The following is a 14,000-nucleotide window of genomic DNA, read 5'->3' on the forward strand; positions in this document are numbered from 1 at the left end:
TCAGCCGATGCCAAACCCAAACAGGAGAACCATTCGTATGTTAAATTATCATTTTGACACCAATTTATCAATCCCGATCATTTCGTTTTAATAAAAAAAACCGGATCTTTGTATATCTTTTTCATAACGACAAAAAATGAAAAGATCAGGCAAATAGAGATTTAATATGGATATAAAAGATTTATTAAAAAAGTATTCGGTTTTCATTTTAGGATTATATTTTTTAGCTGTAGGTATTGTATTGATTGTACGTTCTGCTTTAGGCACCACTCCTATTTCCAGTGTAAATTATGTGCTAAGTCTTAATACTCCCTTCTCGCTGGGAACGTGGACTTTTATCGTGAATCTCTTATTGATCATGGGACAATTCTGGCTGATCAGAAAAGACAGAAGCCGACAGGATACGATAGAAATTCTTCTTCAGATACCATTCTCTTTCATATTCTCGGCTTTTATAGACTTCAATATGGCCCTGACAAGTAATTTGCAGCCTTCCGGTTACGGCATGTCAATGGCATTATTACTCACAGGATGTCTTATTCAGTCTGTTGGCGTCGTACTCGAAATAAAACCGAAGGTAGCCATGATGAGTGCCGAAGCTTTTGTTAAATATGCATCCCGCTGTTATAATAAAGAGTTCGGAAAATTCAAGGTGTATTTCGATGTTACATTAGTTACTTTAGCCATACTAATTTCACTTATATTCACTCAAGGGATCGAAGGGATACGTGAAGGATCGCTTATCGCAGCCTGTATAACGGGATATATCGTTAGCTTTCTGAACCAGAGGATTATGACAAGAAAAACGCTTTACAAGTTATTGCCAGGTTTAAAATAAACAAAGTAATTTTATGATCATCGCTCTGAAAATGCCGGAAACTAAAATCTAAACAATTCAAGTCCCAACATCATTCCTTCATATTCATTGGCTCATTTATTAACTATCTACAATAAATCAAATTCTCCTTAACAGTCCGAAACCAAAGATACAACGATGAAAATCAAGCGTTCATAGATTATATTTTCTTTTTAGAAAAAAACTGCGTCTCTTTGCCTATAATATTTAAACAAATTGAGGACAGACATAATTCACACCTAATCAATATACTAATGATATATAAACTAACAAGCATATTATTACTAACTGTAGCTTTTTTCAGTTGTAACAATGAAGATGTAGATTCTTGCACAGATAATTGTATTTATTATTCATTCAACGAATCTGAAAAACAAATACTAAATGCAGATGATGCAATATACGGATCGATTGGGAGTACCTTTACACTCTATCTCAACTCCATCAACGATCCCAGATTCTATTTTAACTCGATGACAGATTCGTATCCCGTTAATGTCACAGATAACAAAAATGGAGAATACACCATTAACTTCACGGAAGCATCACGATTCATTGTCATAATTGAATATTATTTAGAAAAGAACAGCCTGGAAAATAAATTGTTTCGTTTTTATATAAACTTACAAACGGATTCTACTTACCAAATATTAAATAACACCTGCGTAATTGATGTTGAAAATGATTCTTTGAAAAACATTATTTCAACAGAAGTAAGAAATATATATATGCCTCTGGAACTCTGTTCATACAAGTTAAGTTATGAATACTATGATACAAATACAGAAACGGCAAGTGGAAACCTGATATATAGTTCAATCGGAGTAGAAAACGAACATTATGAAGGTTCGTTTACCAAGAAAAAAGATTCTATCAATGTGCAATACAACAACTTAAATTTAGACTTTACCAGAATAAAACGAAATTCGACTTATTATCTCAAACAAGATCTGACAGGTATATTCAAAACAAAATACTCTTTGGATACAATAAACGAAATATCAATCACCTCAGAAGTATTAATAAAGTAAATAATATGGAAATATGAAAAAGATAAATACCAAATACCGGGAAACAAAAACATTATTCACAATCTTATTTCTCTTTATTTTGATCCTAGCGGAATGGAGCTGTAAGGATGATGACACATCGATTGAACCCGACAAAAATATTAAAAACGAGAAAACTGAAATTTATTATTACAACAATAATAATAAACAAGTCATATCCGCAAACGACACATTATCCCTCAAATTAGAATCAACACTAACAATCTATATTGACTCTGTAAATAGTCCTTCAATACATGCTCAAACTCCAATAGATATCCAGAATAACAATAACTTCAGCTATGATTGCCATGCTAGGGAGGTGGCTTTATCCGGAGTAATGGTGACATGGAATAACAATACAGAATCAATGGCATTTTATATTGACATATTACCTTTAAACGCTTACTTCTATGTCCAAGGTACAAATTTCATTATAAATGTTACGGATGAAACAGTAAAAGAAGCGATTCAGGACGAACTCATCAAAAATTACATTCCGAATTATTCTGCAATCAAATTATCGTATAAAACACTATCTAATGGAGACCTGGTATTTGTATATGGATCAGAAGAATCAACCAACGGTACATTCAATGAAGATGGGGAAAATATCAGTTTATTATGTAGCGACCATTCCTATACGATTCTTTATGCAGGAGAAAACAGTAAAAACGAATATTCAATCACACAAGATTTAACCAGGAAATTTAAAGAACAATACGCTACAGAAAACATTCAGGAAGTATTGACGGTCACAACACTTCTAAAATCAAACAACTGAAAGCCAGCATGTTCTCGGACTTGATAAATATTGTCTTGAGTTGAACATTATGCTATTATACTGGATTGTTCCGCTATCTATCGATAAACATTACCATTATGATAGCGGAACAACACATTTCACAAACCGTTCTGGTTGTTATTTCTTCAATTCAAACCCTAGCATCATCCCATCATATTCACTGGCTAATTTATTCACCATTTTCAATGTGGTGTTGTCGGAAATGGAAGATATCTTCGACAGAAAATCAAGTAACTTATCGGCATTGAACAACAACGACAGTTCATCGCCGGAGATAACGACATGAGCAGTCAAAGTCGTCACTTTCAGTTTTCCGCCTAGAGCATATTTCAGCTCGACTGTTTTTTCGTCCGGATTAACAGAAAAGGTACCTTTTAAGGTTTTCTTCTTCAATGCATTCGTAAATGTACTGTCATTATTGAATACATAGTTGAACATGCCCTCTACTATACCCACTTTGGCACAATATGTCTTCAGCTTCTTTTCCAGTTCACCGGCAGCAACACTTCCGGCCACATTCTTCAAAGCATTATCACCTTCCAACTGAACAGCCGGATTCGTATACGTCCAGGTTCCCGCCAGATTCTCAACAGTCAGTTTCTTACCTCCAGTCACGGAAGTCACCGCATCTTTTACTGCAGACGAATTCAATAAATCTTTCAACGATTGTCCGTATGCCTGACCGGATACAGACAGCAGGATGCTAATAGCAACCATTAATCCCCACGCTTTTTTCATTTCTCTAGTTTTACTCTTTTTAAAAACGTACAAAGATACAAATATTATCCCTACATTTGTTCCTTACATTTATTTACGCAGCAAAAGATATTGAACTAAACAACATGAGTCTTATGGAAAATCTAACTAAACGCATTTGCATCATGCTTATTTGCTCATTAGCCTATTTGAACGGACAAGCGGCAATCGACCCGTCCATCGTACAATCGACCATTAACACGCTAACCGCAAAAGACAACAGTAACAAAAACGGAATCGAGAAAGGAGTTAACCAGGTAGCCCGTCTCTGGCTGGAAACAGACGGTGACAACGCTGCTTTCCAGACATTCTGTGAAACAAACTATATCACCGATCCGGAGGTGAAATACCAGACATTTCTTAAAATCAGTGATTATATGGAAACTATCGACGGGCATTTCAATGAAATGTCCCTTCGGCTTCAAAAGAACCTGCATCTGGATAACGGCCCATTGCTATCTATCGATGAAAAGTTCGGTTCGTACAGTCCGTCCAGTCACCTGAGCGACGACTTATATGATAATAAAATCGCCTTTATCATAGCCCTGAACTTTCCCCATCTGACCCTCGAAGAAAAAGAGGCACTCGGCACTGATCGTAAAGCATGGGCTTATGCACGTATGGGCGATCTGTTCACCGAACGTATCCCTGCTCCTTTGAAACAAGCAGCTTCAAACGCAGAAAGCGATGCCGATATTTATATTTCCCAATACAATATTTATATGGGACACGTGGCAAACAAAAAAGGACAGTTGTTGTTTCCGCAAGACATGGTCCTGTTATCACACTGGAACCTGCGTGACGAGATTAAAGCCAATTATAACAAAGGGAAAGAAGGGTTGGATAAACAACGCACAGTTTACGAAGTAATGAAACGCATCATATCGCAGGAAATACCGGTCGAAGTGATCAACTCAGGAGCCTATGAATGGGATCCGTATGCAAACACGATCAGGAAGGACGGAAAAGAGATCAAGTCGACTCCTGAATCGACTATCCGTTACCAGAAGATGCTGAATAATTTCAAAGCCATGCAAGGTATCGATAAATACACAGGAGATACCTATATCGACCGTAAATTCAACGATGACATGGAAGTTGCTTTACAGGATGTCGAAAAACTGTTTGACGAATTCCTTTCTGCCCCCGAACTGAAAGAAGTCGGTAAAATGATCTCAAAACGTCTGGGACGTAAGTTGGAAGCTTACGATATCTGGTACGATGGTTTTAAGGCTCGCAGTAACCTGGATGAAACCAAGCTGGATGCACAAACGCAAGCTCTTTACCCGGATGCAGCGACATTGGATAAGAAATTACCGGACATTCTGATAAAACTGGGATTCAGTGCCGAACGTGCTAATTATCTGGCTGATAAGATCACGGTCGATGCTGCTCGTGGTTCAGGTCACGCATGGGGAGCATCGATGAAAGGACAGCAATCACGTCTTCGTACCCGTATCCCTTCTTCCGGGATGAATTATAAAGGATACAATATTGCTATTCATGAATTCGGACATAATGTGGAACAGACCCTATCGCTCTATGACGTGGATTATTATATGCTGCATGGCGTTCCGAACACAGCTTTCACCGAAGCGTTGGCTTTTGTTTTTCAGAAACGTGATCTTGAAATTTTAGGTATCACCGATCCCAATCCAGAAAAGCAAGCAATGGATGTACTGGATAAAATCTGGAGTATGTATGAAATATGCGGTGTTTCCATGCTGGATATTTCTGTTTGGAAATGGATGTATGCCCATCCGGATGCTACTGCGGAGCAACTGAAAGAAGCAACCATCGCGCTGTCAAAAGAGATATGGAACAAATATTATGCTCCTGCTTTCGGAGTAAAGGACGAAACCGTATTGGCTGTTTATTCACATATGATCAGTTATCCGCTGTACTTATCAGCCTATGCATTCGGACAGATCATCGAATTCCAACTCGATCAGTATCTGGAAGGAAAGGATTTTGCCAATGAGGTCGAACGCATTTTCCGACAGGGATGTCTGACACCGAACCAGTGGATAATACTGGCTACCGGCAGCCCGCTGACAGTCGAACCAATGCTGGAGGCGGTAAGAGAAGTTATTAAGTAATGACGATCAAATGATATTACAAAATCACGCCATAACTGTAAATGAGAACGACGGATTACCGTTACCCAAGCGTTACTGGGCCATATTAGCCACAGCCTTGGGCGTTGGAATGTCTGTGATAGACGGCACCATCGCCAATGTGGCTTTACCGACAATAGCCCGCGACCTGGGAACTTCACCGTCCGTAACGATCTGGGTGGTCAATGCTTATCAGCTGGCGATCACCATTTCGCTTCTCTCCTTCTCTTCATTGGGAGATATTTACGGTTACCGGAAGATTTACTTATCAGGGATCGCCCTGTTCAGCATCACGTCTGCCATCTGCGCCCTCGCCGATTCGTTCTGGATGCTGACAGCAGCCCGTATCTTACAGGGATTCGGGGCAGCAGCCATCACAAGCGTGAATACAGCACTGCTCCGGATCATTTATCCAAAACGTTTCCTCGGTCGTGGCATGGGGATCAATGCCCTCGTTGTTGCCGTCTCGATTGCAGCCGGACCAACGATCGCTTCAATCATTCTCTCGCTGGGTTCATGGCATTGGCTTTTTGCCATTAATATTCCGATCGGAATCGCCGCACTCATTATCGGCCTGATGCATCTGCCTGACAATCCGGTGAAAGTAACCGGACGCCGTTTCGACAAACTCAGTTGCCTGATGAACGCAGTCACCTTCGGCCTGCTTATTTTCTCGCTGGAAGGTATTGCTCACAAAGAGAGCACAACATTGATCATAGCCGGAGTCCTTGCTTTGTTCATGATCGGTTATTTCTTTGTACGCCGTCAATTGCAACAGCAGTTTCCGTTACTTCCGGTCGACCTGATGCGTATTCCGATCTTCTCCATGTCGATCGGCACATCGATCTGTTCCTTCACCGGACAGATGCTGGCAATGATATCCCTCCCCTTTTTTCTGCAAGGCTCGTTGGGACGCAGTGATGTGACAACAGGATTGCTCCTGACTCCCTGGCCGCTGGCTACCATGATCATGGCTCCCCTTGCCGGACGCTTGGTGGAACGGATTCATGCGGGCATATTGGGTGGCATCGGCATGACGATATTCGCAGCAGGTCTTTTTTTACTAGCCATTCTACCTGAAAATCCGACAGACATGGATATAGTATGGCGTCTGTTTATCTGTGGAGCTGGGTTCGGACTTTTCCAGACCCCAAACAACAGTACCATTATCTCATCCGCCCCATCCAACCGGAGCGGCGGAGCCAGTGGTATGTTGGGAACAGCCCGTTTACTGGGGCAGACTCTGGGTGCCACATTGGTCGCTATGATATTCAATCTGGTTCCAAACAATAATACGCAAGCATGTTTATATTTAGCTACAGGTTTTGCAATTGTAGCTGCAATAGTCAGTTGTCTAAGGATCTCACAACCGCGACCGTTAAAAAGTTTTAAATGAGAATTGATGATATAGCACCAGTTATTAACTAATATTTTTATTGAGAAATAAAACAAACACAAGATGACTGAAAAACAAGTCTCATTCAACCAATTCCTTATTTTTCAACCCATACAATCAATTAGTATAGAATTTCAAAATTAACTTAGTTCTAGACGAACTCCGTCAGAATAAAAAAATACGTACTCACTATTTTTCTCTACAGACGCGAAAACATCACTGATAGCTACATTTGACAACTCCAAAGACAAACGTGTAGCTTGTGCATAGGACAACTCCGCTAAAAGAGATGAATTCACAGTAAAAAGCAAACACAACATCACACAAACGGCGTGTATTTTTCTTTTAATTTTTAGATATTCCATAATAATATAATAATTTTTTTCCTTGATATTAAAATTTCACTTGTTAACAACACAATGGTCTATTGTTTTGATACAATACTAAATTACGACATGTTTTATCTATTCATAGGCACTTATTTTTGATTATTAATACTATTTACTTCTATTAAATTATCTTTGCGATGGAATGAAATTGATAATGTTTTCTGAAGTGTTTGAAGCACTTGATCCATATTATCAAACAATACCAACTTCCCTGAACATTTTATCTGTTCTATATCGGAAGGACAACTGAATTGAACGCGATAATAACGTGAAATACTACGTAATACCTCACCCAAGTTTTTCTCATTAAATTGAAGGATACCATCTATCCATGAAATATAATCGTACACATTCACTTGTTTAACAGATATTTGATCGTTTTCAAGAACTAAAAGATCGTTAGGTTTTATGACTTGTTTTCCACCTTTATTTCCTTCGACGGCGACACTTCCTTCTTTTAGTATGACGGACTGATAATTTTCATCATTATATGCTACAACACAAAATGATGTTCCCAAAACTTTAACCTCCATTTGATTCGTTTTGACATAAAATGGACGAGATTCATCTTTGGTGACTTCCAGGTAAACTTCTCCTTCCACATAAATCATTCTTTTCTCTTTTTCAAAGATTTCAGGGAATTGAACTACCGTACCAGAATTTACCCATACTTTCGTGCCATCCGGTAAAATCAATGAAGAATGACGTCCTTTAGGCACACTCAACAGATTCATATGAATTTTCTTTTCCTCCCTGTTTTCCGCATAACTTTCACTGTCTACAGCCTCCACATTTTTATTACTTTTATCTGCAACCTTGATTTTTCCTTGTTGATCAACTAGAATAGTAGCATTATCCGCAACTTCCATTTTTTCTTCTGCCAAATGGAGCTCTACCTCTGTTTGATCAGTATCCAACTGGATATCGTCTACCAGGGAAAGAGCCTCTCCTCCTTGAAACACATTTTCTTTATTGATCAGATATAATGAACCTAATGTACATACAATAAGAATACAAGCTGCTGCATATTGCCATATCAAACGGATTTGCCTTGATTTTCTGCGTTTTTCCAAATCTTTGGTAATGTTCTTTTTGAGAGAGTCTTTTTCAAAGGATGACAACTTACTATTATTCAATTTTAGTAAACGAACCATTTGCTTAGCCTTTTCTATATTTTCTCTTTCTTCCGGATAAAGTGTAAGATAGTCATCAATCCACACCTGTTCCAGCTTTTCCGTAGGAAACAGGCACCAAAGAATAAAAGAATCGTCATGTATTAACTGATCAATCGTTTTTATATGTTGTTTTTTATTCATTTTTATTATCAATTTTGAATAAGACAAAAAACACTCTGATTTGGCCCCATTTTATTTGTTAAATAGGGTTAATAAGATACCCTCCCCTTGAATTAGTTCGTCTAGAACTAAGTAAAAATGTAAGCATTAATATCCAATCTCAAACAATTGACCAAATCTTATCTGAAATTCTGAAGAACACAGGACTGACCTATGTTCTCAACGACAGACAGGTGATGATTATACGAAAGGGAGAAACACAACAACAAAAAAGTATCTCTATCAACGGAACAGTAAGAGATGCTCAACAAATTCCACTCCCTGGTGTCAACGTCCTTATAAAAGGAACTACAACGGGTACAACTACCGATATTAATGGTAATTACTTCATTAATGTTCCGGATAAAAATGTTGTACTTGTCTTCAGTTACATCGGTTTCGAAGCGCAGGAAATCAAAGTTGGAGACCAGATCAACATCAATGTGAACATGTCTGAAGAGTCAAATAACCTGGATGAAGTAGTTGTTGTAGGTTATGGTTCCCAGAAAAAAGTATCTGTAGTAGGATCTATTACTACGATCGAACCAAGCCAGTTACAACAAGGAACGACCCGCGCTGTCTCCAACAATTTGGCAGGCCAACTTGCCGGTGTGATCGCTGTACAACGTAGCGGTGAACCAGGGTCTGACGGTTCCGAATTCTGGATTCGTGGCATTTCTTCTTTCAAAGGAACAGGTATACAACCGCTGGTATTGGTAGACGGTATAGAACGTACACTGGATGACCTTTCTGCAGCAGAAATCGAATCATTCTCTGTATTGAAAGATGCTGCAGCCAGTGCCGTTTACGGTGTACGAGGAGCGAATGGTGTTATCATCGTTAAGACCAAAAGAGGTCAATTAGGTAAGCCTAAAGTAAATTTCCACCTCGAACAAGGTTTTACACAACCTACACAACTTCCTAAATATATCGGATCGGCTGACTACCTTTCATTGATGGATGAATTATATATGGATGCCGGAAACCCGAATCCGCTCTACGGAGAAGAAAAGATCAATAACTACCTCAACAATGTCGACCCGGAGCTTTATCCTAACGTAAACTGGCTGGATGCCGTTTCTAAAGACATGGCTTCAAATACACGAGGCGACTTGACTATCACGGGTGGTAGCGATATTCTCCGCTATGCATTGGTTGCATCCTACTATGGCGAACGTGGTATCTTTGTGACCGATAAAAGCAAAAATTGGGACTCATCAACACGCTTAAACAAATACAACATCCGTTCAAATGTAGACATCAATGTAACGAAAACAACTGTCGTCGGTATTAGTATCGGCGGATATTTACAGGAGCAGAACGGAATGGCAGTCAGTAGTCAGGATATATGGAATTATGCATTCGATACACCTCCTTTCTACCACCCGATCCAGTATTCCGGTGGACGCGATGTACGTGTAACAGAACGTCATAACCCTTGGGCGGAAGCCACACAACATGGCTATCAGACAACTACCAATTCAAAAGTCGAATCCTTATTTTCTATCGAACAAGACCTAAAATTTATTACTCCTGGTTTAAAGATTAAAGGACTTTTTTCTTTCGACCGTTACTCCAGTTCATGGGTTAAACGATCAAAAACACCGACTTACTATAATCCGGCAACTGGAAGAGACCCGGAAACCGGTGACTTGATCCTGACTGTCAGCACAGACGGACAAGAATTTCTGGATAGCAAAAGTGAATCTGCATGGGGTAACAAAGCAACTTACCTGGAAGGAAATATCACTTATGACCGCACGTTTAATGAAAAACATACTGTCGGAGCTATGTTCCTCTACAACCAGCGTGATTACCAGGATGGTAATATTGTTCCTTTCCGCCGTATGGGTATTGCAGGACGTGCTTCTTATACTTTTGACAACCGTTATATCGCCGAATTCAACTTCGGTTACAATGGTTCGGAAAACTTTACGAAAGGACATCGTTTCGGCTTCTTCCCTTCTGTAGCTGTCGGCTATATGCTCTCAGAAGAAAAATTCATGGAACAGTTCAAAGAAACTTTCTCCAAAATCAAATTCCGTGCATCATGGGGGTTGACCGGTAATGATCAATTAGACGGACGCCGATTCGCTTTCTTACCCACAATCGATACGGACGGATCCTATAAATGGGGAGTCAACAACGATTACAACCGTTCATCCCGTTTTGAAGGTGAATTCGGTGTAACGGATTTGACATGGGAAACTGTTGAAAAGTTGAATGTCGGAGTAGAGTTAGGTCTTTGGAACGCCTTAGACTTACAGATAGACTGGTTCAAAGAACAGCGTCGGGATATCTTCATGCAACGTAACAATATTCCTTCTGCCGCCGGTTTCCGTAAAACACCGTGGGCCAACTACGGAAAGGTAAACAACAACGGTGTGGATCTTTCATTGACTTACAACAAACAGATAAATAAAGACCTGAATATCGGCTTCCGCGGAACTTTCACTTACGCACACAACGAGATTATCGAAATGGATGAAGCGATGGGTGTTATCGGTACAAACCGACAACGTACGGGAAGAGCTGTCAATGAACTTTTCGGTCTTGTAGCAGAAAGATTATTTACAGACGACGATTTCACTACAAACGATAAAGGAGAATTAGTACTGAAAGAAGGTATACCTTCACAAACGTTCAGCGCAGTACGCCCCGGTGACATCAAATATGTCGATGTCGATGGTGACGGTGCGATCACAAGTAAAGACGAAAAAGCAATGGGCGGAACAGTCAACCCAGAAATTGTTTATGGTTTCGGAGCTACAGCACGCTATAAGAATGTAGATTTTAATGTCTTCTTCCAAGGAAATGGTCGGACTTACCGTTTCGTCGGAGGTGTTGCTTCTAATTTCTTACCAGGTTCGTCTCAAGGTTCTATAGGAAACATTCTGACTAACTATAACGACCGCTGGACTGAGGAAAATCCAACACAGGATGCTTTCTATCCACGTCTGAGCTATGGTGCAAACACAAACAACAGCCAGAATTCAACCTGGTGGTTACGTAACATGAGCATGCTCCGCATGAAAGATATAGAAATTGGTTACACACTTCCCAAACGTTGGATCAATTCGATCGGCCTTGCCAACATCCGTGTATATGCAAAAGGCTCTAACCTTCTGACATTTTCAGCGTTCGACCTTTGGGACCCGGAATTGGATACTGCAAACGGAGCAAAATATCCGATTATGAAATCTTTCTCTTTCGGATTGGATGTTAATTTCTAATAGAGTTATAATTATAAAACACAAAAAAGATGAAACTACTCAAATATATAGGCCTATCATTTTTAGGTTTATCTCTCAATAGTTGTTCGGACTATTTAGACAATGCACCGGACGATACATTGACGATAGAAATGGTATTTAATGATAAAACCAGAACAGAAGACTGGCTTTCCGGTGTTTATAACAAAATTCCCGATCCTTATTGGGGTCTGCTGAGGGATTATGGTTATGACTCTATGGGAGACGATCTCGATCCTTCTCAACGCTGGTATCAATGGTGGGGAAATTCATTGAATTTTGTAATCGGACAATGGTTTACCAATTCGTCCTGGGACGCTGCTCTTTGGAATTCATGCCCGATACGTATCCGTTCCGCATATTTATTCATTGAAAATGCGCATGCACTTCCAGACCAGGGAGTTTCGGAAGAAAAGGTTGAAAGAATGAAAAATGAATGTCGTTTTCTGATCGCCTATTATTATTGGATGACGCTCGAAGCCTACGGTAGTATTCCCTTCTTCGACGGACTGGCGGATGTAAACGACCCGACTTTAATGCGTGGCCAAGTTCCTTTCGACGAAATGGTAGACTGGATCGACGGACAGTTAATCGACTTATCTAAAAAATTGCCGGCTTCTTGGGTAAGCGAATCGACACAGTTTTACGGACGCGCAACTTCAATTATGTGTCTTGCTGTTCGTGCCCGCATGTTATTGTTTGCAGCCAGCCCGCTGGTCAATGGCAACGATTGGTATAAAGGTTTTAAGAATTATGACGGTAAAGATCGTTTCAGTCAGACATATGATGCTACAAAATGGAAACGTGCCGCGGATGCTTGTAAAGAATTGATTGATGCAGCTCATGCTGCCGGTCATGGGCTGGTATATGCATATAATGCAGACGGAAGTATTGACCCATTCATGTCATGCTATAATGTATTGTTCTTACGTGGAGACCAGAATCCGGAAGCATTGTTCATACGTGCAGACAGCAACTATAGTGAATTTGAAAAACACGCAACTCCGCGCGGAGCATCCGGCAACGGTGGTTTGGGAGTTTACCAAAACTTAGTTGATGCATTCTCTATGAAGGACGGATCATTACCCATCACCGGCTATAAAGGCAGCTATGCTTCTCCTGTTATCAACGATAAGTCCGGTTATACAGAACGAGGCTTCTCAAACGAACCGGATATCCGTAAAACAAAATACAATCTGTACCGTAACTGCCCGGGAGCAACAATAGATTCTCTTGGTACAGACGGTAACACTTACAACCAGGTTGCAGCGGCAGGTACATATAATATGTATGTAAACCGCGAGCCTCGTTTCTATTTGACTGTTATGTGGAACAGACAATGGTATCACCAGGCTAACCGTGAAGTACAAATGATGTCTAATGAACAAGATGGAGGGCCTACGCACGATGCACCGCAGGCTGGTTATCTGAACCGCAAAAAGGTATCGTTGGAACAGAATCAACGTGACGGTATCCACCCATATCGTCCGGGAATCCTTTATCGTTTAGGTGAAGCTTACCTGAACTATGCCGAAGCATTGAATGAGGCAGATCCTGGAAATCCGGATATTTTAAAATATCTGAACCTGATTCGTGAACGTGCCGGTGTTCCACAATACGGAACCGGAGTCGATAGCAATGGTTTCAACAAAATTACTTTAAACGGACAGGAAGAAGTCAGACAGGCTATTTACCACGAACGCCGTGTAGAATTGTGCTGTGAAAACGGTATCCGCTATTTCGACCTGCGCAGATGGAAAAAAGCAGAAGAAGTGTTAAACCAGCCGATGTATGGTATGAACTTCGGCGGAACAGAATTATCTGATGATCCAAATAACGATAAGGCTTTCTTTGTCCGCAAACAATACATCAAACGTGTTTATGAACGTAAATTCTATTGGTATCCTATCTATCAGGAAGAAATAGATAAAGACCCTACGCTTGTTCAAGCACCATTCTGGGATGAATAAAGACCAATAAATAGACTGAAACTACAGGTGAGTTTTTAATTCGAAAGGGTAACTCGTGACGGGTTACCCTTTTTTTA

The 14,000-nt window shown here is 40.1% G+C and carries 9 protein-coding genes; 7 read left to right on the top strand and 2 right to left on the bottom strand.

What is annotated here, in order from left to right; all coding sequences use genetic code 11:
- Window positions 1-166 precede the first annotated feature (166 nt).
- The 3 genes from DWW23_RS14040 to DWW23_RS14050 all read left to right on the top strand — a co-directional run bounded on the left by DWW23_RS14040 (window position 167) and on the right by DWW23_RS14050 (window position 2,689).
- The gene (locus DWW23_RS14040; RefSeq protein WP_122353911.1) at window positions 167-838 is read left to right on the top strand and encodes a YitT family protein; all 672 of its coding nucleotides are present in this window, start codon (window positions 167-169) and stop codon (window positions 836-838) included.
- Between the two features lie 272 nt (window positions 839-1,110).
- On the top strand, window positions 1,111-1,887 hold the full coding sequence (locus DWW23_RS14045) for a hypothetical protein (RefSeq protein WP_122353912.1): 777 nt from the start codon (window positions 1,111-1,113) through the stop codon (window positions 1,885-1,887).
- A 13-nt stretch (window positions 1,888-1,900) separates the two neighbouring features.
- Window positions 1,901-2,689, top strand: a complete 789-nt coding sequence (locus tag DWW23_RS14050; RefSeq protein ID WP_122353913.1) for a hypothetical protein — start codon at window positions 1,901-1,903, stop codon at window positions 2,687-2,689.
- A 138-nt stretch (window positions 2,690-2,827) separates the two neighbouring features.
- Here DWW23_RS14050 and DWW23_RS14055 read toward each other — a convergent pair whose 3' ends face one another.
- Complete coding sequence (locus tag DWW23_RS14055) at window positions 2,828-3,448, bottom strand: DUF4923 family protein (protein WP_122353914.1); 621 nt, start codon at window positions 3,446-3,448, stop codon at window positions 2,828-2,830.
- 143 nt (window positions 3,449-3,591) lie between these two features.
- On the opposite strand from DWW23_RS14055, the gene DWW23_RS14060 reads away from it, so the two are divergent.
- Together DWW23_RS14060 and DWW23_RS14065 are read left to right on the top strand one after the other, a co-directional pair.
- Complete coding sequence (locus DWW23_RS14060) at window positions 3,592-5,565, top strand: hypothetical protein (protein ID WP_122354011.1); 1,974 nt, start codon at window positions 3,592-3,594, stop codon at window positions 5,563-5,565.
- Between the two features lie 10 nt (window positions 5,566-5,575).
- Window positions 5,576-6,979 carry an MFS transporter gene (locus DWW23_RS14065; protein ID WP_122353915.1) on the top strand — a complete coding sequence of 468 codons (1,404 nt, stop codon included), beginning with the start codon at window positions 5,576-5,578 and terminating at the stop codon, window positions 6,977-6,979.
- A 478-nt stretch (window positions 6,980-7,457) separates the two neighbouring features.
- Here DWW23_RS14065 and DWW23_RS14075 read toward each other — a convergent pair whose 3' ends face one another.
- On the bottom strand, window positions 7,458-8,684 hold the full coding sequence (locus DWW23_RS14075; RefSeq protein ID WP_122353917.1) for a FecR family protein: 1,227 nt from the start codon (window positions 8,682-8,684) through the stop codon (window positions 7,458-7,460).
- A gap of 62 nt (window positions 8,685-8,746) precedes the next feature.
- On the opposite strand from DWW23_RS14075, the gene DWW23_RS14080 reads away from it, so the two are divergent.
- Window positions 8,747-11,935, top strand: coding sequence for a TonB-dependent receptor (locus DWW23_RS14080; RefSeq protein ID WP_370449273.1), 3,189 nt, complete (start codon window positions 8,747-8,749; stop codon window positions 11,933-11,935).
- Between the two features lie 29 nt (window positions 11,936-11,964).
- Window positions 11,965-13,923, top strand: coding sequence for a RagB/SusD family nutrient uptake outer membrane protein (locus DWW23_RS14085; RefSeq protein ID WP_122353919.1), 1,959 nt, complete (start codon window positions 11,965-11,967; stop codon window positions 13,921-13,923).
- The last annotated feature ends 77 nt before the right edge of the window (window positions 13,924-14,000 follow it).

Source organism: Parabacteroides sp. AF14-59 (assembly GCF_003479515.1).
Taxonomy (GTDB): domain Bacteria; phylum Bacteroidota; class Bacteroidia; order Bacteroidales; family Tannerellaceae; genus Parabacteroides; species Parabacteroides faecis.